20 protein-coding genes are annotated in these 20,959 nt (G+C 47.0%); 14 read left to right on the top strand and 6 right to left on the bottom strand.

Annotation, left to right across the window (positions count from 1 at the left end):
• Positions 1 to 104 precede the first annotated feature (104 nt).
• The 5 genes from citD to paiA all read left to right on the top strand — a co-directional run bounded on the left by citD (position 105) and on the right by paiA (position 4,029).
• Entirely contained in the window at positions 105 to 407 is a 303-nt protein-coding gene (gene citD, locus AC0J5I_RS06010) for a citrate lyase acyl carrier protein (RefSeq protein ID WP_475304560.1), read from the top strand.
• Complete coding sequence (locus tag AC0J5I_RS06015) at positions 404 to 1,315, top strand: aldolase/citrate lyase family protein (RefSeq protein WP_475304563.1); 912 nt, start codon at positions 404 to 406, stop codon at positions 1,313 to 1,315. The genes citD and AC0J5I_RS06015 overlap by 4 nt, the downstream gene beginning before the upstream one ends.
• A gap of 27 nt (positions 1,316 to 1,342) precedes the next feature.
• Positions 1,343 to 2,902, top strand: a complete 1,560-nt coding sequence (citF, locus tag AC0J5I_RS06020) for a citrate lyase subunit alpha (protein WP_475304565.1) — start codon at positions 1,343 to 1,345, stop codon at positions 2,900 to 2,902.
• Positions 2,903 to 3,033: 131 nt separating this feature from the next.
• Positions 3,034 to 3,486, top strand: coding sequence for a MarR family winged helix-turn-helix transcriptional regulator (locus tag AC0J5I_RS06025; protein ID WP_475304567.1), 453 nt, complete (start codon positions 3,034 to 3,036; stop codon positions 3,484 to 3,486).
• Positions 3,487 to 3,510: 24 nt separating this feature from the next.
• Positions 3,511 to 4,029 (top strand): spermidine/spermine N(1)-acetyltransferase, encoded by a 519-nt coding sequence (gene paiA, locus AC0J5I_RS06030; protein WP_475304571.1) that lies wholly within the window; start codon positions 3,511 to 3,513, stop codon positions 4,027 to 4,029.
• Between the two features lie 199 nt (positions 4,030 to 4,228).
• Here paiA and AC0J5I_RS06035 read toward each other — a convergent pair whose 3' ends face one another.
• Positions 4,229 to 5,122, bottom strand: a complete 894-nt coding sequence (locus AC0J5I_RS06035) for a MurR/RpiR family transcriptional regulator (protein ID WP_475304574.1) — start codon at positions 5,120 to 5,122, stop codon at positions 4,229 to 4,231.
• A 228-nt stretch (positions 5,123 to 5,350) separates the two neighbouring features.
• Here AC0J5I_RS06035 and AC0J5I_RS06040 point away from each other — a divergent pair, with 228 nt between their 5' ends.
• The gene (locus tag AC0J5I_RS06040; RefSeq protein ID WP_288925013.1) at positions 5,351 to 5,590 is read left to right on the top strand and encodes a SemiSWEET transporter; all 240 of its coding nucleotides are present in this window, start codon (positions 5,351 to 5,353) and stop codon (positions 5,588 to 5,590) included.
• 14 nt (positions 5,591 to 5,604) lie between these two features.
• The gene (locus AC0J5I_RS06045; protein WP_475304581.1) at positions 5,605 to 7,041 is read left to right on the top strand and encodes a 6-phospho-beta-glucosidase; all 1,437 of its coding nucleotides are present in this window, start codon (positions 5,605 to 5,607) and stop codon (positions 7,039 to 7,041) included.
• A gap of 268 nt (positions 7,042 to 7,309) precedes the next feature.
• On the opposite strand, the gene AC0J5I_RS06050 is transcribed toward AC0J5I_RS06045, so the two are convergent.
• Positions 7,310 to 8,374, bottom strand: coding sequence for a helix-turn-helix transcriptional regulator (locus AC0J5I_RS06050; protein WP_475304586.1), 1,065 nt, complete (start codon positions 8,372 to 8,374; stop codon positions 7,310 to 7,312).
• 231 nt (positions 8,375 to 8,605) lie between these two features.
• Between AC0J5I_RS06050 and AC0J5I_RS06055 the strand changes: the two genes are divergently transcribed.
• The 7 genes from AC0J5I_RS06055 (at position 8,606) to mgsA (ending at position 16,794) form a co-directional block, all read left to right on the top strand.
• Positions 8,606 to 10,939, top strand: coding sequence for an alpha-L-rhamnosidase-related protein (locus AC0J5I_RS06055; protein ID WP_475304590.1), 2,334 nt, complete (start codon positions 8,606 to 8,608; stop codon positions 10,937 to 10,939).
• Positions 10,940 to 10,977: 38 nt separating this feature from the next.
• Positions 10,978 to 12,225, top strand: coding sequence for an ABC transporter substrate-binding protein (locus tag AC0J5I_RS06060; RefSeq protein WP_475304593.1), 1,248 nt, complete (start codon positions 10,978 to 10,980; stop codon positions 12,223 to 12,225).
• A gap of 138 nt (positions 12,226 to 12,363) precedes the next feature.
• Positions 12,364 to 13,266, top strand: coding sequence for a carbohydrate ABC transporter permease (locus AC0J5I_RS06065; protein WP_475304595.1), 903 nt, complete (start codon positions 12,364 to 12,366; stop codon positions 13,264 to 13,266).
• 18 nt (positions 13,267 to 13,284) lie between these two features.
• A complete protein-coding gene (locus AC0J5I_RS06070; protein ID WP_475304597.1) occupies positions 13,285 to 14,115 on the top strand; it encodes a carbohydrate ABC transporter permease in 831 nt (276 codons plus the stop codon).
• A gap of 62 nt (positions 14,116 to 14,177) precedes the next feature.
• On the top strand, positions 14,178 to 14,804 hold the full coding sequence (locus AC0J5I_RS06075; RefSeq protein WP_475304601.1) for a DUF624 domain-containing protein: 627 nt from the start codon (positions 14,178 to 14,180) through the stop codon (positions 14,802 to 14,804).
• Between the two features lie 42 nt (positions 14,805 to 14,846).
• Complete coding sequence (locus tag AC0J5I_RS06080; RefSeq protein ID WP_475304603.1) at positions 14,847 to 15,755, top strand: ROK family protein; 909 nt, start codon at positions 14,847 to 14,849, stop codon at positions 15,753 to 15,755.
• A gap of 619 nt (positions 15,756 to 16,374) precedes the next feature.
• A complete protein-coding gene (mgsA, locus tag AC0J5I_RS06085) occupies positions 16,375 to 16,794 on the top strand; it encodes a methylglyoxal synthase (protein WP_086986980.1) in 420 nt (139 codons plus the stop codon).
• Positions 16,795 to 16,875: 81 nt separating this feature from the next.
• Here mgsA and AC0J5I_RS06090 read toward each other — a convergent pair whose 3' ends face one another.
• The 4 genes from AC0J5I_RS06090 to AC0J5I_RS06105 form a co-directional block, all read right to left on the bottom strand.
• Positions 16,876 to 18,063, bottom strand: a complete 1,188-nt coding sequence (locus AC0J5I_RS06090; protein WP_475304606.1) for an amidohydrolase — start codon at positions 18,061 to 18,063, stop codon at positions 16,876 to 16,878.
• Between the two features lie 80 nt (positions 18,064 to 18,143).
• On the bottom strand, positions 18,144 to 19,004 hold the full coding sequence (locus tag AC0J5I_RS06095; protein WP_475305572.1) for a MetQ/NlpA family ABC transporter substrate-binding protein: 861 nt from the start codon (positions 19,002 to 19,004) through the stop codon (positions 18,144 to 18,146).
• Between the two features lie 125 nt (positions 19,005 to 19,129).
• Entirely contained in the window at positions 19,130 to 19,993 is an 864-nt protein-coding gene (locus AC0J5I_RS06100; RefSeq protein ID WP_475304609.1) for a MetQ/NlpA family ABC transporter substrate-binding protein, read from the bottom strand.
• Positions 19,994 to 20,071: 78 nt separating this feature from the next.
• A complete protein-coding gene (locus tag AC0J5I_RS06105) occupies positions 20,072 to 20,926 on the bottom strand; it encodes a MetQ/NlpA family ABC transporter substrate-binding protein (RefSeq protein WP_475304613.1) in 855 nt (284 codons plus the stop codon).
• Positions 20,927 to 20,959 lie beyond the last annotated feature (33 nt).

The raw sequence follows: 20,959 nt of genomic DNA on the forward strand, positions 1-20,959 counted from the left end.
GATTACATGAAAAATCAAACTTTTACATCCCGCCAAAAAAGTTGTGTAATAGGGGCAGGAAGTAGATTGATTGTTGGGACATAAAAGGGAAAAGGAGCACAGCAATGGAAATCAAAAAAGCAGGATTAGCTGGAACGCTTGAATCCAGCGATGCACAAGTAATCATCGAGCCATCAAACGCAGGGATCCAACTGACGGTTCAGAGCAGCGTCATGAACCAGTACGGCAAACAAATCAAGGCAATCGTTCTTCATACCTTAGAAAACTTAGGGGTTCAAAATGCAAAAATCATCGTAATCGACAAAGGGGCATTGGATTGCACCATCAAGGCCCGGGTGGAATGCGCAGTTTTCCGCAGTAGCGATGCATCAGAAAACAATATTCCTTGGGGAGGGGCAGTGAAATGATTAAACGTCCAACACCACAAAAAGTGCGCTTGCGCCGTACCATGATGTTCATGAATGCTCAAAAACCGGGGCTTATCAAGGATGCCTATATTTATGGAAGCGATAGCATCATCCTGGATCTTGAGGATGCCGTAGCGGAAAATCAAAAGGATTCAGCCAGATTTTCGTTGTACAATGCTTTAAAATCAGTAGATTATGGCGATACGGAAGTCATCGTCCGCATCAACGGTTTGGACACGCCGCATTGGCAAGAAGATATCCGTTGCGTTGTTGCGGCTGGCGCTGACGGTATCCGCATCGCAAAATGCGAAAGCGCGCAAGATGTATTGACCGTCGAAGAGCATGTGTTGGCGGCTGAACGCGAATTCGGAGCCGAAGAAGGCAGAACCATCCTGATGGCTGCACTTGAAAGCCCGAAAGGCATCATGAATGCTCAGGAAATCGTGAACGCTTCTCCGCGTATGTTCGGGTGTGCCATCTCTGGCGGGGATTTCCGCAAGAGCATGCACGTCCAAATCGAAGAAGGCGGTATCGAAATGCTGACAGCCAGAGGGCAAATGCTGTTGGCTGCGCGTGCGGCAGGCGTGATGTGCTTCGATACGATGTTCCCTAATATCGATGACATGGAAACGTTCAAAGCAGAAGTTATCCAAAACCACAAGATGGGCTTCGATGGCAAATCCGTAGTCAGTCCAAAGCAGATCCGGTTTGTGCATGATACATTTGCTCCGACACCAAAAGAGATTGCTTACGCCGAGAAATTGGTGCGTTCTTTCGATGAGCAGGCTGATTCCGGGGTCGGCGTTTATACGGTCGACGGCAAAATGGTCGACATTCCGTTCTTCGAGGATGCAAGAAGAATTATCGCTTTGGCGAAAGCCTGCGGCGTTTACAAAGGCGAATTATAATAGACAGGAAAGGAAGTGGATTCATTCATGATTAATGTAGTAGGAAGAGAAATTCCGGAACATCTGTTGAGTGAAGGAAAAGAAGGATATCAAGGCAAAGGCTATATGGACGGCAAATATTTCCAAAAAGCTACACCAAAAACACGTCGTTATGAAACACCACAAGAGAGCAAGATTGTCCAAAGCATCCGCGAAGCCTGCGAAAAGTGCGGCGCGCATGACGGCATGACTTTCTCGTTCCATACGGAATTCCGTGAAGGGGATTATGTAGCGAGCATGGTTGCGAAAGTATTGATCGAAGACATGGGATTGAAGGACATCACGGTGGCAGCTACCTCTTTGGGGAACGCTCAAGACACCTTCGCCGATTATATCGAACAAGGCAAAATCATCGGCGTGCAAACGTCAGGTGTGCGCGGCCGCATCGGTGAAGTCATCTCGGCAGGCAAGCTGAAAACGCCAGCCATAATCCGCAGCCACGGTGGCCGTCCGCGCGCCATTGAAACGGGTGACGTACACATCGATATCGCCTTCTTGGCAGTTGCATCTTCGGATAACTGCGGCAATTCAAGCGGCATCGGGGGCAAGAACAACTGCGGTTCGCTCGGATTCGCGATCCACGATACGCATTTTGCCGATCACGTTGTCATTGTGACGGACACAATCGTTGAATACCCTAACTTGCCGTCCTCCATTTCATCCATCGACGTTGACTGTGTCTGCGTTGTCGATGAAGTCGGCGATGCGACAAAAATCTCCACAAAAGAAGCGCGCATGACCGACAATCCACGCGAATTGATGATGGCGGAAAATGTCGCAAACGTTATTGCGGCCAACCCTTACTTCAAGGATGGCTTCTCTTTCCAGACAGGGGTAGGCGGACCTTCCTTGGCCGTCAACCGTTTCCTGGAAACGCACATGGTCGAAAAAGGCATCAAGATGAGTTTCGCTTTAGGCGGCACCAGCAAAGCAATCTGCGATCTTATGGATAAAGGTCTGGTCGGACGCATCCTGGATACGCAGGACTTTGATCAAGGCGCCATCGATCACATCTTCAAAAACCCGAATCACGTCGAAATCGATCTGAGCGAATACGCAAACCCTGCGAACAAAGGAGCATACGTCAACAAACTTGACTTCGTGGTCCTTTCCGCGCTGGAAATCGACACGAACTTCAACGTCAACGTCATCACAGGTTCTGACGGCGTTCTGCGCGGCGCTCCGGGCGGACACCCTGATACGGCTGCAGGAAGCAAGTGCTGCATCATCGTAACGCCTTTGACGCGCGGGCGCATGGCGACTGTCTGCAAAGAGGTCGTTACGGTAACGACACCGGGCGACTGCGTGGACGTTCTGGTCACGGACTACGGCATCGCCGTAAACCCGCTGCGCCAAGACATCATCGGCTATCTGGACGAAGCCGGCATAGAGCATGTCACAGTCGAATCCCTACAGGAAAAAGCCTACAGCATGATTGGCACACCAGATGACCTCGATTGGGAAGAGGACGTCGTTGCCATCGTGGAAGCCCGTGACGGCACCATCCTGGATGTCGTTCGCAAGATCAAACCGATGGAATTGGATTAACACAAACATCGCATCAAGTTTTGGACCATACGCACCATCCTTCATAGGTTGGAGTGTATGGTTTTTTGTTGCAAATGCAATAAAAATCCGTTATGCTTTATTTAAATTTCCAGAAAAGGCAGGTGAGTTGTATGGCGGAAATTCTCCGCGAAATAGGCATGGTCGCAAGGGCATTGGATTCGATTGCGAACATCGAGTTCAAGGAATACGACCTGACGAGGGGGCAGTACTTGTACCTCGTCAGGATCTGCGAAAATCCGGGCATCATCCAGGAAAAGCTGGCGGAAATGATCAAGGTAGACCGCACGACGGCTTCGCGCGCCATCAAAAAACTGGAGGCGAATGGCTTCATCGAAAAGAAAGCCGACTCCGCAAACAGAAAGATCAAACACATCTTCCCGACGGAAAAAGGCAACGAGCTCTTCCCAAACATCCACAGAGAAAATGAACACTCGGAACGGGTGGCGCTGCAGGGGTTATCGGAAGAGGAAGCGGCGGTTCTCAGCGGGCTGCTCCAAAGAGTCCGCAAAAATGTCGAAGGCGACTGGGAATACGTGAAAAAAGGCAACAAACGAAACTACTGAAGCAAAGGTAAGGAGACTATCGATATGGCAATCACACTGAAAAAATGCGGCAGTGAAGATTTGGCGGATCTTAAAGTAATCGGCATCGAAACGTTCACAGACACCTTCGCGGCCCACAACACGCCGGAAGATCTGCAGGCATACCTGGACAAAGCCTACGATCCGGAAAAGCTGAAGGAGGAGCTTTCCGCTGAGGGTTCGACTTTCTATTTTCTGTACGATGATGAGGAACTTGCGGGCTACATGAAGTTCAATGTCGCAGCGGCCCTGACGGAAGATATGGGAACTGATTCATTGGAAGTGGAGCGTATCTACATCCGGCCTGATTTCAAGCGCAGAGGGCTCGGGAAATATCTGATTGACAAAGCGATCGAACTAGCCCGCGCCCAAGACAAGAAGCTGATCTGGCTGGGCGTCTGGGAACATAATATGAATGCCATCGCTTTTTATGAAAAGATGGGCTTCGTCCATACCGGTTCGCATTCTTTCTTTATGGGCGATGATGAACAAACTGATTTCATCATGACGAAAAAACTGGGCTGACTAGCATACAAAAAAGCCATCGCCTGGTTGGGGGCGATGGCTTTTTGCGGTTGCTCTTTACATTGGAGGAGTAAAGAAGAGAAAAAGGTAAAAAGATTGTTTAATTGGCTTGTCTTTATAATAGGCCTCAGGTGTGAAAAAAGCATGAAGAAAACCTTGTTTATTTTTGTTTTTTTAAAGAAGGCAGCTTTATAATTTGTTATCCCGGGCCTTGTTCCTCTTCCTTGATAATATCCACCGTTGAGGATCGGCCGGCTTCGATCATCTTGGAAGTGCTGATCCGCAGCTGCAGGTTGGCATCGTAATCGAGCGCAAAGATGCAGGAATAGAGCACATCCAGCAAGTAGACAATGGCGCTATCGGTGGAGAAAGTGGCGATTTTTGAATAGAGTTTCTCCCTTGTGCAGATTCTGAGCACACAATCCGCAAGCCGGGCGGTCGTATTGTCCCCGATATTGGTGATGGCGATGACAGGGATATTGTTCGCTTTCAAATATTGGATTGTTTCGTTCAATATCGCAGTTTCTCCGGAATAGGAGACGATGATTGCGCAAGAGGAAGGATCCGCCAGGTGCGCCTTGAAGATCGTTTCGCCCTGCAACAAGCAAATGTCCACCCGTTTTTTGATCCGCGACATGTTGTGTTGGAATTCCTGCGTGATCAATAGGTTGTTGCTGACTGCAAAAAGACTGGTGTAGGAAGACTTCCGGATGATCTGGATGGCCTTCTGCAGGTCGTCATGGGTGATCAGCGACAAGGTGTCGTCGATGGATTCTTTTTCCAGGGCAGCAATTTTACTTGCAATCGACATGATGGTATCATTACGTTGAAAAGGCAGGTTCGCGTTAATTTCACTGAAGTGCTTCTGCAAATATTCTTCTTCCTTCAAGAAGGCTTCTTTCAAATCGCTCCAGCCGCTGAAGTTCATCTTATGGGCAATCCTCACCAATGTGGAAGGCGAGGTGTACGTCGCCTCTGCAATCTCTTTGGTGGTCATTTCTTGGATGGCCGCTTTTTTCTCCAATATATAGGCTACTATCTTTTGTTCGCTGTTCGAAAAATCGAAATTCTCCAGCCGTTCTCTGATAAGCATCTGCTACCTCCGCTCGTGTTTCATCTGAAGCTCAAGACTATCCTATCATATTTGTGAATGTTATTTGATATTCCCGAGTAAAAAAACGGGAAATTTGTAAACGTTGTTACGGAGTGTCCGGAATACATTGTTTCTGTTCCGCTATCCATTATAATCAAGTTGTAAAAGAATGTAGCAGCCTCACTTGTCGTTTGAGTCGCGCATCCATATCGGTAGGGGGAGAATATAATGATAGGGTTCATCGCTGCTGTTTTAACAACTTTGTCCTTCGTTCCGCAGGCGTGGCAGATCATCAAAACAAAGGATACTTCCGGCATCTCGTTGGGTATGTATGCCATGTTTGTGGTCGGCGTATTTTTGTGGTTGATCCACGGATGGAACATCCAGGATTATGCTGTCATTTCAGCGAACGGCATCACCTTGGTACTGGCTTCAATTATCTTGTTTTATAAAATCAAATATAAATAAGAGGAGAGATCATTATGGCATTGGATAAAGATTTTTTGTGGGGCGGCGCATTGGCGGCCCATCAGTTTGAAGGAGGGGTTCTGAACACTTCCAAAGGTTTGAGCGTGGCGGATGTCATGACAGCCGGAGCGCACGGCGTTCCACGCGTCATCACGGACGGTGTGGTCGAAGGCAACTATTACCCGAACCACGTCGGTATCGACTTCTACGGACGTTACAAAGAGGACATCGCCTTGTTCGCGGAAATGGGCTTCAAATGCTTCCGCACATCGATCGCTTGGTCGCGCATTTTCCCCAACGGCGATGAAGCCGAACCGAATGAAGAAGGCCTGCAGTTCTATGATGATGTCTTCGATGAATTGTTGAAATACGGCATCGAACCGGTCATCACGCTTTCACACTTCGAGATGCCTTACCACTTGGCCAAAGAATACGGTGGCTTCATGAACCGTAAGACTGTGGATTTCTTCGTCAAATTTTCGGAAGTCTGCTTCAAGCGCTACAAGGACAAAGTGAAATATTGGATGACTTTCAATGAAATCAACAACCAAATGAACTACAAAAACGACATCTTCGGCTGGACCAACTCCGGCGCGCACTTCGGCGATTATCCAAATCCGGAAGAAGCGATGTATCAATGCGGACACTATGAATTGCTTGCCAGCGCATTGGCTGTAAAAATCGGCAAAGAGATCAACCCGGATTTCCAGATCGGGAATATGATTGCGATGGTGCCGATCTATCCGTATTCTTCTCGTCCTGCTGATATGGTATTGTCGAACCAGATGATGCACGATCGCTGGTTCTTCGGCGATGTCCAATGCCGTGGCCACTATCCGGCTTACGCCTTGAAGATGTTCGAACGCAAAGGCTTCAACCTGGACATCACCGAAGAGGATAAAAAAGCTTTGGCTGAGGGCACTGTTGACTATATCGGCTTCTCTTACTACATGAGTAACTGCGTCGATTCGACCGTAAATAAAGATGTATCGAAAGCTCTGGACGGTTCCAGCGCACATTCCGTGAAGAACCCGTTCATCGAAGAGTCCGACTGGGGCTGGGCGATCGATCCGGAAGGCTTGCGTTATACATTGAATCTGTTCTACGAACGCTATGAAAAACCATTATTCATCGTCGAAAACGGCTTCGGCGCCATCGACGTCAAGGAAAAGGACGGCAGCTGCCACGACCCTTACCGCATCGACTACCTGAAGACGCATATTCAAGAAATGAAAAAAGCTGTCGAAGAGGACGGTGTCGATCTGATGGGCTACACACCATGGGGCTGCATCGACTGCGTATCGTTCACGACAGGCGAAATGAAGAAACGCTACGGCTTCATCTATGTCGACCGCGACAACGAAGGCAACGGAACACTGGAAAGAAGCAAAAAAGATTCTTTCGACTGGTACAAGCAGGTTATTGCTTCCAACGGGGAAGAGTTGTCTTAAAGTTCAAACATGAAAAAGCTCAGCGGGGATCGCGATATCCCGCTGAGCTTTTTTGTCGTTCGGTAATATGGGCGCCCTGCGCGCCCACGCAGCCAAGAGGGCTCTCCACCTCCGGCCAAGCGAGGCTCGCCGGAGATGGAGATAGATTATTCCGCCCACCTACGGCGAGGCGGGGCTCATCGGAGATCGAGGCTTAGATCGCTCCTCAGTTCCGGCGGACAAGCCCCCCCCAACGACCCCAGTCTCCTCAGCGCACCCCCAGGACGTGTCACAGTTTAAATTTACTGTGGTTTTTCCTGAATTGAGACGGTGTCGTCTGATAGAATTTTCTGAAGGAGCGGATGAAGTTTTCCTGATTTTTATAGCCTACATCAGGACCGATATCCTGGATTTTCATGTTAGTGTGCTTCAGCAAGTCAGCCGCAACCGTCATCCTCTTTCTTAACAAGAATTTGGTGAAAGACTCTCCGGTTAGTTGTTTGATCCGCAGAGAAATGTGCTGGGTAGAATAGTGAATGGAATCAGATAGTTGTTCCAAGGTGATGTCTTTATAGTTTTTCTCGATGGAAGTGATGATCTCAAAATCGATTACGTCCCGTTTGCGTTGTGGTTTCGGCATGATCGATCTGTCTTCATAGTGGCGGAGCAAATGGCTGAACAGCAACACAAGGTTGGAGTGGACGACTTGCACATAATACTTTTGTTTGTTGATCGTCTCCAAGAACATATCCAAGATCATATTTTTGATTTTCAGGTCCCCGTTTGTCGGGAAAATGATGAAGCTGTCGATTTTTTTCGCATAGACGTCGCTGATCAGGAAGTTTGAAAAAATATGGTCACCGCTTAGGTTATTGAAGAAAATTTCTTGGAAACTATCCTTTTGAATCAGAATATTCAGGACAATGCTATAGTTGTTCACATCCAAGGAGTGAAAGACGCCAGGCGGAACGAGACAGATGTCACCAGTCCGCATCACAAATGTCTTGTTATCAATGAATTGTTCAAACTCCCCTTCATAAACATAGAACATTTCGTAAAAATCGTGCTTGTGCATGACCGGAGTTGAATACCGCGTATGCTGGGTGATCCGGACTTTCAAGGGGTCATTTTCATTAAAGAAATAACTTTCAGAAAATGTTTCAGGAGGATTCAGTGTATCTGAAACCATATGCGGAAGGATGGGGACCAATTGTTCTTTTGCCTCTTCTTCATTGAGCGTGGCCACAAATTCTTTAATCAGCTGTTTGTTTGACCGGATTTCCCGATGGTTCATCAAATATTCTTCGACTTTTGTATACTCATGCAATTGCCGCAGTAGTTGCTCCAGCTCCATTATAGTTCTCATTCCTTCCGGTTTTTATCTTCCATAAAAGAGCAGTTTATTTTTTTCGCTCCCCGACTGATTATTCGATTTGGTTAACTATAGTTGCCCTTTTTGATAAAAATAGTCACTTTTCCATTATACTATGGATTATTCGTTAGAAAAAGTCAATTTTATTAGCGTAATTGCGCAATGGTTGATTTCTTTGGGAACCCTTACAATTCAAATATAAGGAGGGTTCAAATGGATAGAGACAGAACAACTGAGTGGATTTGGATAAAAGATTGGACACTCGAAGATGGAGAAACGCCTAAACAAGTCTATTTTCGTAAAGAGATTCATCTTTCAGCTCCGATTGAGGGAGAATTGAGGATATCCGCTGATTCCCGGTATAAACTATATATAAATGACAAGCTTGTGGAGGTGGGTCCGAGTAAAGGGGATCGACAAATCTGGTATTACGATACGATTGATATCACAAAGCACCTGAAGGAAGGATTAAACGTCTTCGCCGTAAAAGTGCTGCGGTATCCGCTGAATCATTCAAAAGGGAATCATGGCATATTCCGCACGGATACGCCTGGGCTCTATGTTTCGGGAGAAATGACAAGCGCTGAAGGTTTTGTGCAGAGCATCCAGGCAGACGAAACCTGGCGCTGCCTCATTGATCCAAATTTTGAAATCATTTCGGAATCAGCGGTTTTTGCGCCCCTGCAGATATATGAAAAAGTGAGCGGCGATGCTGAAAATGCCGACTGGCTGAAGGCCGGGTTTGACGCACGCGATTGGCCAATGGCGAGGGCATATCAGCCATCCGAGATGAGCCGAGCGGTCAGTCCGGGGAACTTGCATGCGCGCACCATTCCGTTTATGTACCGGAAGGAACGTAATTTCGAGAAAATCATGACACTGAGGCAGTCGGAACATCCGAAAGAAGCGTGGGAGAAATTCCTCAGCAAAAGAGAGCGCATTGTCATTCCGCCTAACAGCAAGGAAATCATTGAAATCTCTGCCGGTGAGGAAATGACAGGTTACCTCCAACTGGCGGTTTCCGGCGGGCATTCCGCTAAGATCAATATTCTTCAATCGGAAGCTTACGTCCAAAACGCAAAAACAGTCGTCAACGGTCTGGAGATACCTTTGAAGGAAGATCGGGAGGACTATCTGGGAGGGCACCTGGAAGGATTCAGTGATGAATATACAGTAACGGGTTACGGTACGGAACAAGCCCCGGAATGCTATGCACCGTTTTGGTTCCGGACATTCCGCTTCATCGGGCTGGAAATTGAAACAGAAGATGAGGAACTTGTCCTTGAAGCTTTTGATTACGTTGAAACCGGCTATCCTTTGGAAGTGAGCACATCTTTCGAAAGTTCAGATGAAAGTTTGAGCGCAATTTGGGAGATAAGCGAAAGGACCTTAAGGCGCTGCATGCATGAGACGTATGAGGATTGTCCGTTCTATGAGCAGTTGCAGTACGCAATGGATTCCAGGCTACAGATACTGTATACCTATGCTGTCTCTGCGGATGATCGGCTCGCACGCAAATGTATGGACGATTTTAAGCGCTCTCATCGTTACGATGGCACCTTGAATGGTTCGTACCCCTGTTATGGGCCGAATGTCATACCTGGATTTTCCATCTACTACATCTTGATGCTGCATGACCATATGATGTATTTTGAAGATGTGGCACTTCTGGAATATCATATGCCTACGGTTGAAGGCATATTGAACTACTTTGAGAGAAATTTGAGACCTGAAGGCTATGTAGGAAAGCTTGGGGGCATAAACGGGATCGATCGCTACTGGTCATTTATTGATTGGACGCCTGAGTGGAATGCTACAAGCGGTGTTCCTCCGGCAACGTTACAGGGTGCCATCACGATGGAAAGTTTGCTCTATATCATGGGCTTGCAGACGGCGACGCAGATAGCTGAACATCTAGGTCGCAGCCAATTGGCAAGCCAAATGGAAGACAAAGCAGAAGCAGTAAAACGGGCTATCAGAAAATACTGCCTCGGTTCAAACGGAATGATCCAGGATGGTCCAAGTATTGAAACGTACAGCCAACATACGCAAGTGTTTGCGTTATTGACGGATACCCTTTCCCATCAACAGGCAAAAGCAAATCTGCTGGAGACGATCCTGCATAAAGAAAACTATGCGCAGTGCTCGGTGGCAATGTCTTTTTATCTCTATCGCGCCTTGCAGAAAGCTGAGCTTTATGAGATGACGGATGATTATTGGAATATTTGGCGCAGGATGATCAAGAATAATGCCACGACTTGCGTTGAGGCAGAAGCCGGCGAGAGAAGTGAATGTCATGCTTGGGGGTCCTTGGCGCTGTATGAATTGCCGAGTGTGACATTGGGCGTTTATCCAGCAGAACCAGGCTACAAATCTGTCATGATCGCTCCAACTCCTGGATACCTGACATGGGCCAAAGGAGAGGTTATGACGCCTCATGGGATTGTCAAAGTTGAATGGAAGAAAGATGGAGCTGGTTTAAATGTCAGTTATCAGGTGCCGGAAGGCATGAATGTATACGCTGTCAGCAGTGCCGATAAACAGTAATGAATGATCAACAGTTTTTACAAAAGAGAGGAAGAATAATGATGAAAAAGAAATTATTATTTACAATTGCTTCAACAATGCTGGTGTTCCCGTTGATTTCAGGATGCGGAGGAGAAGCCACAAGTACGGATGGAGAAGTCAAGGGTGATTTGGTTATCTGGGAACATGACCCTAGTTTTGAAGAACCTGTACAAACGCTGGTGGATGAGTTCAATAAAGATTACCCAGATGTCAATATTGAGGTGGAAGCCAAGTCAGGGAGCGACTATTACTCGCTGTTGACGACATCACTGCAATCAGGCAGCGGCCCTGATCTGTTCTGGACGAACGGAACAGCAACAGAAAATATGCAAACCTATGTCGAACAAGAAAAGATTGCCGACATTTCAGAGATAGTCGATTTCAGTGAACTATCTGAAGAATCGTACGACTTAGCCAAAATCGATGACAAAACGTATTCGGTTCCTTGGATGACATTCGATGCGAGAGCGGTTTATTACAATAAGGATATCTTTGAAGAATTAGGCATCACGGAGCCAAAAACATTCGACGAATTTGAAGCGATGCTTGAAAAAATAAAGGACAATGGTTATGTGCCGATTTCGTTATCCGGATTGAGTTCATGGCAGCTATTGTGGGTCTATGAAGTGCTGTTGGCTTCACAATACCCAGAATATACGAAGGGCTTCGATGATTATTCTGTAAAAGCAGATTCAGAGGAAGCAAGAGCAGCGTTGGACAAAGTTGTTGAATGGGCAGAAAAAGGCTACTTCGGTGATGGGTTCAAAGGTGTGGACAGCAATGGACAAACCTTGGCGTTTACGACCGGCAAAGCTGCGATGACCATCGATGGCTCTTGGATGGTGCAAACAATCGAAAAAAATAATCCGGATCTGAATTTTGGTGCTTTCCAGATTCCTTCAAATGATGGAACGAAAACGATGATGGGATCATTCGCCAATGGATTCTCGATGAATGCTGATACAGAAAACAGTCCTGCAGCAGAAGCATTCCTGCAATTCTGCGCAACGAAGGAAGCACAAGAGATTTGGGTGAAAGAATTGCATGCCGTTTCAGGCGACTCAGAAATCCCTTCTGCTGAAGGTGTTGCCCAAGAAATCTCGAATGCGGATCAAGTAGTTGGTACTTGGCAGTCGATGTTGACAAAACACTCCTCTGGTTCAAACTCTGCGGCTTCTGTTTGGGAAGAGGAAGGAACCGCTATTTTTGGAGACAAACTTACTGTGGATGAATTGATGGATAAAATCGGCGCAGCCATGGATTAACCCAACAGAAAAATTAGAAGCATCGTTTTGGATCAGCATCCGTTCAATCTCTTTACTGATTGGACGGATGCTGCATTACAAAGCGCCAGGACGTGTGACTGACAGGATGTTGAAATTTTCAGCAAAAGGAGTGTACCTATGAAAAATCTTTTGAAAAGTAAGCCTCAGATAGGGTTTATCCTACCGGGGTTTCTGATATATACAATTTTTGCAATCATCCCCATTTTTTCGGCCATGTACTACAGTTTTTTTGAATGGCCCGGAATCGGGGAGAAGACCTTTGTTGGGCTAGATAACTTCATTACGCTGTTTACCGATGAAACGGTGGCCCCGATTTTCTATAATGCGTTGTTCAATAACCTAAAATATATATTGTGCATTTGGTTCATCATCACACCTGTACAATTCATATTGGCATATATCCTCTTCATCAAAATCCGCGGCGCCCAGTTTTTTAAATTAATGCTGTTTTTGCCTTACGTAATCAGTTCAACCATCATCGGCTTCTTCACTACTTTGATTTTCGATCCAAACATAGGAAGCTTGAATGCAGTGATTGAATCGATGGGGGGAACCAGGGGATTGTGGCTGGGGGATCCCAACATGGCTTTCAAAATCCTGATTCTGGTTGTCCTTTGGCAAGGTATCGGGACAGGTATGATGATTTTCTATTCGGACATGCAAGGGATTCCTAATTCCTTGATTGAAGCCAGCGAAATGGATGGCGCCAATGAGTGGGTAAAATTGACTAAAATCATTTTTCCGATGTCCATTTCTTCCTTTACAACGAACATGGTGATGTCGACCATTTGGGCATTGGCTGTTTTCGATCTGCCATTCCTGTTGGGCGGCGTGACCGGCGGAGCTGATAAATCACTGGATTTCGTGAATATCATGTTCTACAGATACACTTTTGGAACTGCGCTGAACGGGAAATCCAATATGGGCTTCGGTGCCGCCATCAGCGTCGTCATGTTCCTGGTCATTGCGGTGATAACGCTGGTACTGACGCAACTATTGAAGAAACTTGAGAAAAATTAGAAAGATAGGAGAGATAAAATGAAAAAGAAGCAAGATACCCTTTTAAGAAATGCCCTGTCTCTGTTATTGCTCTTGTTTACCTCAATAACTTTAATATTGTTGGTCATTACGTTCATGAATTCATTCAAGAGCAGTTCAGAGCTCGCCCGAAATACATTCGGGTTTCCGAGTACGATCACGCTGCAAAACTATATCACAGTGATCACGGAAGACAATTTCTTCAAATATTTGTTCAACAGCTTGTTCATCACTTTAGTGGGCGTGTTCTTCCTGCTGTTGCTGAGTGCGATGGTAGCTTACGGCATTTCCCGGTATGAATTCAAGCGGAAAGAAGTCGTAAGCACCTATTTCCTGATCGGGATGATGTTTCCCGTGCAGTTGTGCGTGATGCCGCTATTTGTAATTTTGAGAAATATGCAGCTGCTCAACACAATGACAGGTGTCATCCTGCTGTACATCGCAGGGATGTCCTTCCCTGTATTTACGCTGACTAAATTTTTCCGGAACATTCCCGCTTCAATCGAAGAGTCGGCAAGACTGGACGGTGCCAGCGAATTCCAAATTTTCTTCAGCATCATCATTCCGATCTGCAAGCCAGTACTGGCGACGCTCGGTTTGATCAACGGCATCCGCATCTGGAATGATTTCTATATCCCGATGGTTTTCCTTTCGGATTCAAATAAAAGAACGCTTATGTTAAGTGTCTATAAATATATGAGTGACTTCGTTCGGAATTGGGATCTGACTTTTGCGGCAGTCGTTCTGACGCTGATTCCAATTTTGATCTTGTACTTCCTGTGTTCCAGTCAAATTGTCGAGGGCATTACGGACGGAACCGTCAAAGAGTAAAGGCCTAAATGTTGAGGTAGTGGTGTGAATGATGAAAAGTCAAAAGGATGGAGGTAAGACTATTGAATAACACTTCTAGAGACGAGAATAAAGCGTGGAGCTTATTGGAGAAAGTCGGCAACCTTGCCATCCTCAATTTTCTCTTTTTGATCAGTTCACTCCCGCTGGTGACAATCGGAACGGCGCTGCTGACCCTTAATCAAGTCGGGAAAAATATTCTCGATGATAAAGAGCCCTATGTCTTTACAAGTTATATGAGATATTTCAAGCGGAATTTTAAGAGCGGCATCAAAAATTGGCTCTTGACCCTTCTGTTTTTCGTGTTGATTTTCGGCAATCTGGTCATGCTGGAAAATAATATAGTCAATCCGCTGTTGAAAATGGTAGCGCTGAGTGTTGTTCTGATATTCCTGAGTCTGTATTTGATTGTGGTGACTTTCGCATTCAATTTGGATGCGGAGAACAAAATAAATCTGAAAGACACTGTAATCCAGAATGTGGTCATAGGCTTTCAAAATCCATTAGTGACAATCGGTTTGGTTCTGTGGAATGTTTTGAACATACTGTTCTTTGCTTGGCTACTGACATTTGCCGGCTTCTTCCTGATCTACTACTTCTCGATAGGTTTTGCTCTGCTCAGTTTAGGGAATGGCAGGTTGATAAGGAGATTGAAACAGAAAACAGATTGACCATGCAAGTGTCCGTAATAGTAGTTTTTAGGGGATGAAAAGGTGAGTAATTATTTATGTATCGATGTCGGTGGGACGTTCATCAAGTACGCCTATGCGGATTGTTTTGGTAAAATCAGCTCCAAAGATAAAGAGACTACGCCAGCTAATTTAGATGGATTTCTGGCTGTAATAAGAAAGATTGTTAGTGAAAATGCAGAAAATATCGATGGGATTGCGATTTGTTGTCCTGGTAAGGTGGACCGCAAGGAAGGCATGATATTCCATGGAGGCTCCTTACCGTATCTGGATGGGTTGCCGTTAAAGGATATTCTGGAGGATGAGTTTCATTTGCCGGTTGGCATAATTAATGATGGGAAAGCTGCGGCCCTCTCGGAATTATGGCTCGGAAACCTGCAAGGTTGTGGCAATGGCGTTGCCCTCGTCCTCGGAACGGCTATCGGCGGGGGGATAATCGCTAACGGCCAACTGTTGGAGGGCGAGCATTTTCAAGCTGGCGAATTCAGCTTTATCGTTCATAATCCAAGGGAACAAGCGGGGAAATCATTGATTGGGGATCGCTTGTCGGCGGTTGCCTTTGTGGAAACTGGTTCACAAAAAATCGGTCTCGTTGAGGCGGAGGGCCAGCTAGTTTTTGATGCGATCAATGAAGGAAATCAAGTGCTGGTTCAACACTTGGAAAATTATTGCTACGAACTGGCGCTCGTCATCTTGAATATCCAGGCTGTCCTGGATTTTTCCAAAGTGGTTATCGGGGGCGGAATCAGTGCGCAGCCGCGCTTGATACAAGAAATCGATAAGCAACTTCAAAAGATTCGTTCGGATCTGCCGGCTCTGGAAGCAACGATGTGTAAACCGATTGTTTTACCATGTAAATTCTACAATGATGCCAATATATTGGGTGCATTATATAACCTGCTTTCGAGGTCCGAAACGGCAGATAGGCATTAGGGCTTTTAAAACAGAACAAATAACACAGACAGCAGACTTGTAAAGTCGCGCCTGCACAAGCGATAAAGAAGATGCTTCACCCCAACTGTTAGGATTAAAAGTCTAACGCTTGGGGTGAGGCATTTGCTATTGATAGAAACCTGATACAAAATAGGGAGGGACCTGCCAAGGCTCTCCAGCTCCGGCCAAGCGAGGGCTCCTCGGAGCTGGAGGTAGATTATTCCGCCCAACTACGGCGAGGAGGGGCTCATCGGAGATCGAGGCTAGAATGCTACCTCAACTCCGGCGGGACAAACGCTCACCGGAGATGGGGCGCCCTAGGCAGTCCATGAACATCCGTCCGCGCATCCCGCCCACGCAGAATGAACAAAAAAACCACCGCTCATAAGAGCGGTGGCATAAAGGAGTTGTTCTTTACCTTGGAGGAGTAAAGAAGAGTAAAAAGATTGTTTGTGATTGGCCTATCTGTATAATAGTCCTCAATTGTGAAGATATTATGAAGAAATCCTTCTTTATTTTGGTTATTTTAGCACTAAAAAGAAAAATATTGCGAGGGGTGCGACCATAAAACCGGCGAAATGATATACTGTTCTTATAAAAATTACAGGGAGGAAATTTAATGAAAGTAGCATTAATTGCGCATGACCGTAAAAAGGATTTGATGATCCAATTATGTACCGCCTATAAAGCAATCCTGGAAGAACATGTATTGTTTGCGACCGGCACGACCGGCACCCGCATCATGGAAGCGACCGGATTGAATGTACACCGTTTCAAGTCGGGACCGCTTGGAGGGGACCAACAAATCGGCGCTATGATTTCGGAAAATCAAATGGATCTGGTCATCTTCCTGCGGGACCCATTGGCCGCTATGCCCCATGAACCGGATGTAACCGCTTTGATCCGTCTAAGCGATGTCTATGAAATCCCATTGGCCACCAATATCGGCACAGCCGAAGTGCTGCTCCGCGGATTGGATGCCGGCTTCGTCGATTGGCGTGAATTCTACAACGCGGAAGGCAGCATCGATTTCGGATAAGTCCGCAAGAGGCTGTTTGCAAAAAAATAAAACGCATCACTTACTTGGATCATTCCAAATGAGCGACGCGTTTTTTGTCCATTAAATGGGGCTGTTCAGATAGGACAGCGCATAGGAAATATGCAGTTCCGTCGCGATGGCCAAGCCTTTTTCATCGATGTCGAATTTCTCGTGGTGATGGCCATATGCGGTCTCTTCGCTGCTTTGAGTGCCGATGAAGCAGTAGACTCCGGGCGCGACCGCCAGGTAATCCGCGAAGTCATCGGCGCCCATGCTTTTCGGGCTATCGGTGATGACGTTCTCGATTCCGACAATGTCCGAGGCGACCCGGATCGCATGGTTGGCCGATTGGATGTCATTGATCAGCGGTGCCGCGGCATCGTAGTTGGAGAATTCGATGGTGGTGCGATGCGCATCTGAAACGTTCCGGGCGATCCTTTCCACGGCCTCCAGAACCTGCGCCCGGACTTCGTGGCTGAAGGTGCGGACGGTGCCTTCGATCTCGGCTTCGTTGGCGATGATGTTGTAGTTCGTTCCCGCACGCAACACCCCGATGCCAACGACGACCTCGTCAGTAGGGCGGACTTCCCTGGCAACGATGGTCTGGAGTTCGGTGACGATGGCTGCTGCGCTGATTAAGGCATCGCGACCCAGATCCGGACGCGAGACGTGTCCGCTCTTGCCGAAAACTTTGATCTTGAAGATGTCGCAGGACGCGTTGGAAGGGCCCGGTGTCGCGACAATTTTGCCCACTTGCGTGCCGGATTGGAGGTGGATGCCGAAGACATGGTCAATGTCGTCGATATAGCCGCCGCGCACGAATTGGCGCGCCCCGGCGCCGATTTCCTCTGCAGGTTGGAAGGCGAACTGGATCGTGCCGGAGAACTCATCCTGATGTTCCTTCAGGATTTTCAGCGCGCCCAACAGGGAAGCCGTATGCCCATCGTGCCCGCAGGCATGGTTGAAACCGGGATTGACGGATGCGTAGGGTTTGCCGGTCTCATCCGGTAAAGGTAGTGCATCGATATCGGCGCGCAGCAGAATGGTCTTGCCTGAGCCTTTTCCGCCGGTCAAGGTGGCCAAGATGCCGGTCTCTCCGACATTGATGTAAGGTACACCGATTTCTTCGACTTCCTCCTTGATGCGTTGGATCGTTTCGAATTCCTTCAGGCTTGGCTCCGGATGACGGTGGAAATGGCGGCGCAGTGCGATGATGTAGTCGTAGATATCGGTAACTTCTTCATGGATCTGTTTTTGGTTGATTGTCATGGATGATTCCTCCTTGGATCTGTATAGGAAAGGGGCTGTGGGCACAAATGGCCCAAGCCCCTCGAAATAGTTCAGCTTTTCTATTCTGCTTCGTCCCAAACGGGAAATTGCGAGCCTTTTGATGATTCTTCGATGACTTTTGCCGTTCCTTCAGATTGGTAGTAGGCTACGATCGTTTGGAAAACTTCGTTATCTAAATCTTCGGAAAGTGCCGCGATGACGTTGTAGTAGGGTTTTGAATCAGCGGTTACCGGCTCAAGGAAGACAGCATCTTCGCTCGGGATGAAGCCAGCATCCACGGCCATGCCGCTGTTGATGACGGAAGCTGTCACGTCCTGCAAAGCGCGGGCGGTCTGGTTGGATTCAAGCGTCTGGAACTGCAGGTTCAATTTGTTTTCGACGATATTTTCGGTTGTCGGAACCAAACCGGCTTCAGGATCAAGCGTGATCAATCCTGCTGTCTGTAACAGAATCAAAGCGCGTCCTTCATTGGAGACGTCGTTCGGGATGGCGATGGTGTCGCCATCCTTCAGTTCGCTGATGTCAGTGATTTTATCGGAGTAAAGTCCTAAAGGAGCCATTACCGTATAGCCGATGGTCGTCAATTCTGTTCCATGGTCTTTGTTGTAGTTGTCCATGAAGATCTCTGTCTGGAAAGAACTCAGATCGATTTCACCTTCGGCCAAAGCATTGTTAGGAGTCGTGTAGTCGGTGAATTTGACCAGTTCGACTTCAATGTTTTCTTTTTCTTTCAGCTCTTCGATGACGTAATCCCAAGGCTCGTTGACTTCGCCGACGACACCCAATGTGACTTTGACGGGCTCAGTCGCTTCGGCAGAGGTCACGTCGCTGGACGAGGAATCGGATGCTGCGCTACCGCAAGCGGCAAGGAAAAGGCTGGCTGAAAGGGTCAAGGTTGCTAGAAATGTCTTATTTTTCATCATTAAAGGGCTCCTTTGTATATAAAGATAGCATCAAGAGCGGCGCGAAAAGAAACGCGACTGCTTGATGCTACTCGTAAATTTAGTATGTTTTCAGGCTGTTGAAGATGAAGAGCGGTTTTCGCTTAGTCCCAAGCAGGGATATCTGTGTTTGCAGTTGTTTCTGCGATCAAAGTTTTTGTTTCTTCTGTTTGGTATGCTGCTACAACTTTTTTGTAGACTTCATTGTCAACGTCTTCTGCACGGGCAGCAATAACGTTTTTGTAGATGTCCAAGACTTCCTGGATGTTGTCTGTATCCAAGTACAGGGCATCTTCAGTCGGTACAAGTCCAGCATCGACAGCGAAGTTGGTGTTGATGACTGCAGCGCCTGCATCTTCAAGCGAACGCGGCAATTGTGCAGCATCCAATTCTTCGATGTTCAGGTTCTTAGGGTTTTCGATGATGTCGTTTACGGTTGGCGTTGTGCCTGTTGCGTTGTCCAAAGTGATCAAGTCGATGGCTTGTAATAGCAACAAAGCGCGTCCGCCGTTAGTTACGTCATTCGGGATAGCGATTGTATCGCCGTCTTGAATTTCGCTGTAATCCGTATAGTTGTTAGAGTAGATTCCCAGTGGAGACACAAAAGTGAATCCAAGAGGCGTCAAGTCTGCGTCGTTGTTTGCGTTGTAGTTTTCCAGGAAGGCTACGTGCTGGAAGGCGTTCAAGTCGAGTTCACCGTTATCCAACGCGATGTTCGGTTGGTTGTAGTCAGTGAATTTGACGATTTCAAGATCGATGTTCTCGTCTTCCAGACGCACTGCGACGGCTTCCCAGATTTCGACTGCAGATTCGCTGACCAGACCGATTTTGACTGTAGTTGGTTCTGCTGCAACTGAGCTGCTTGACTCTGCAGCGGATGAATCAGCGGTTGTGCCGCCGTTTCCGCATGCTGCCAGGAATAACGAAGCTGTAAGGACTAGGCCACCAAATAATTTACTCTTTTTCATATGAATTTCCTCCGATTGGTTTTTTATATTTTTACATCACGTCTGCAAACGTGATTTTTGTAAACAAGTTAATGGTTCTTACTGTTCCCAAGCTGGTACGTCGTTGCCTTCTGTGACATCGTCCAGGATCGCTGCTGTTTCGGATGTTTGGTATTCCGCAACGACTTGTTTGTAGGTTTCGTTGTCGACATCTGCTGAACGTGCCGCTACGATGTTCTTGTAGACGTCCGCAACGCTTGCGATGTTGTCGGTATCAAGGAATAAGGCGTCTTCTTTAGGATTCAGGTCTGCATCAGTAGCGTAGTTCGTGTTGATGATCGCTGCGTCCACATCAGGAAGGGAGCGTGCGACTTGTGCAGCATCCAATTCTTCAAAGCTGATGTTCTTCGGGTTTTCTGTGATGTCGCTGACTGTCGGTGTTGTTCCTTTCGCTTCGTCGACTTTGATCAGGCCGATTGCTTGCAACAACAAGAGTGCGCGTCCGCCATTGGTCACATCGTTGGGGATGGCGATTTTAGCTCCCTCGGCGATATCCGCATAGTCCGTAACTTTTTCGGAATACAAACCAAGTGGAGAAACATAAGTGAAGCCGATAGGAGTCAGATCAGACTTGTTATTGGCGTTGAAATCTTCAAGATAAGCAACGTGCTGGAATGCGTTCAGGTCGATGTCGCCATTCTCCAACGCGACGTTAGGTTGTACATAGTCAGTGAATTGGACGATTTCCAATTCGATCCCTTTCGCTTCCAACCGGCTGGCTACATCTTCCCAGACCTCAACTTCTACTTCGCTGACTACGCCGATTTTCACTGTTTCGTTATCTGAAGAAGCAGTATCCGCTGCTGAGTCCGTGTTCGAGTCGCTGCTTCCGCAAGCTGCTAAAAATAAGGTAAGTGCTGCAACACCTGAGAATAATACGTTTTTCTTTTTCATGATTTGTTTCCTCCGATTTTGTTTTTTTATTTT

Source organism: Trichococcus sp. TS_SC_9 (assembly GCF_056156325.1).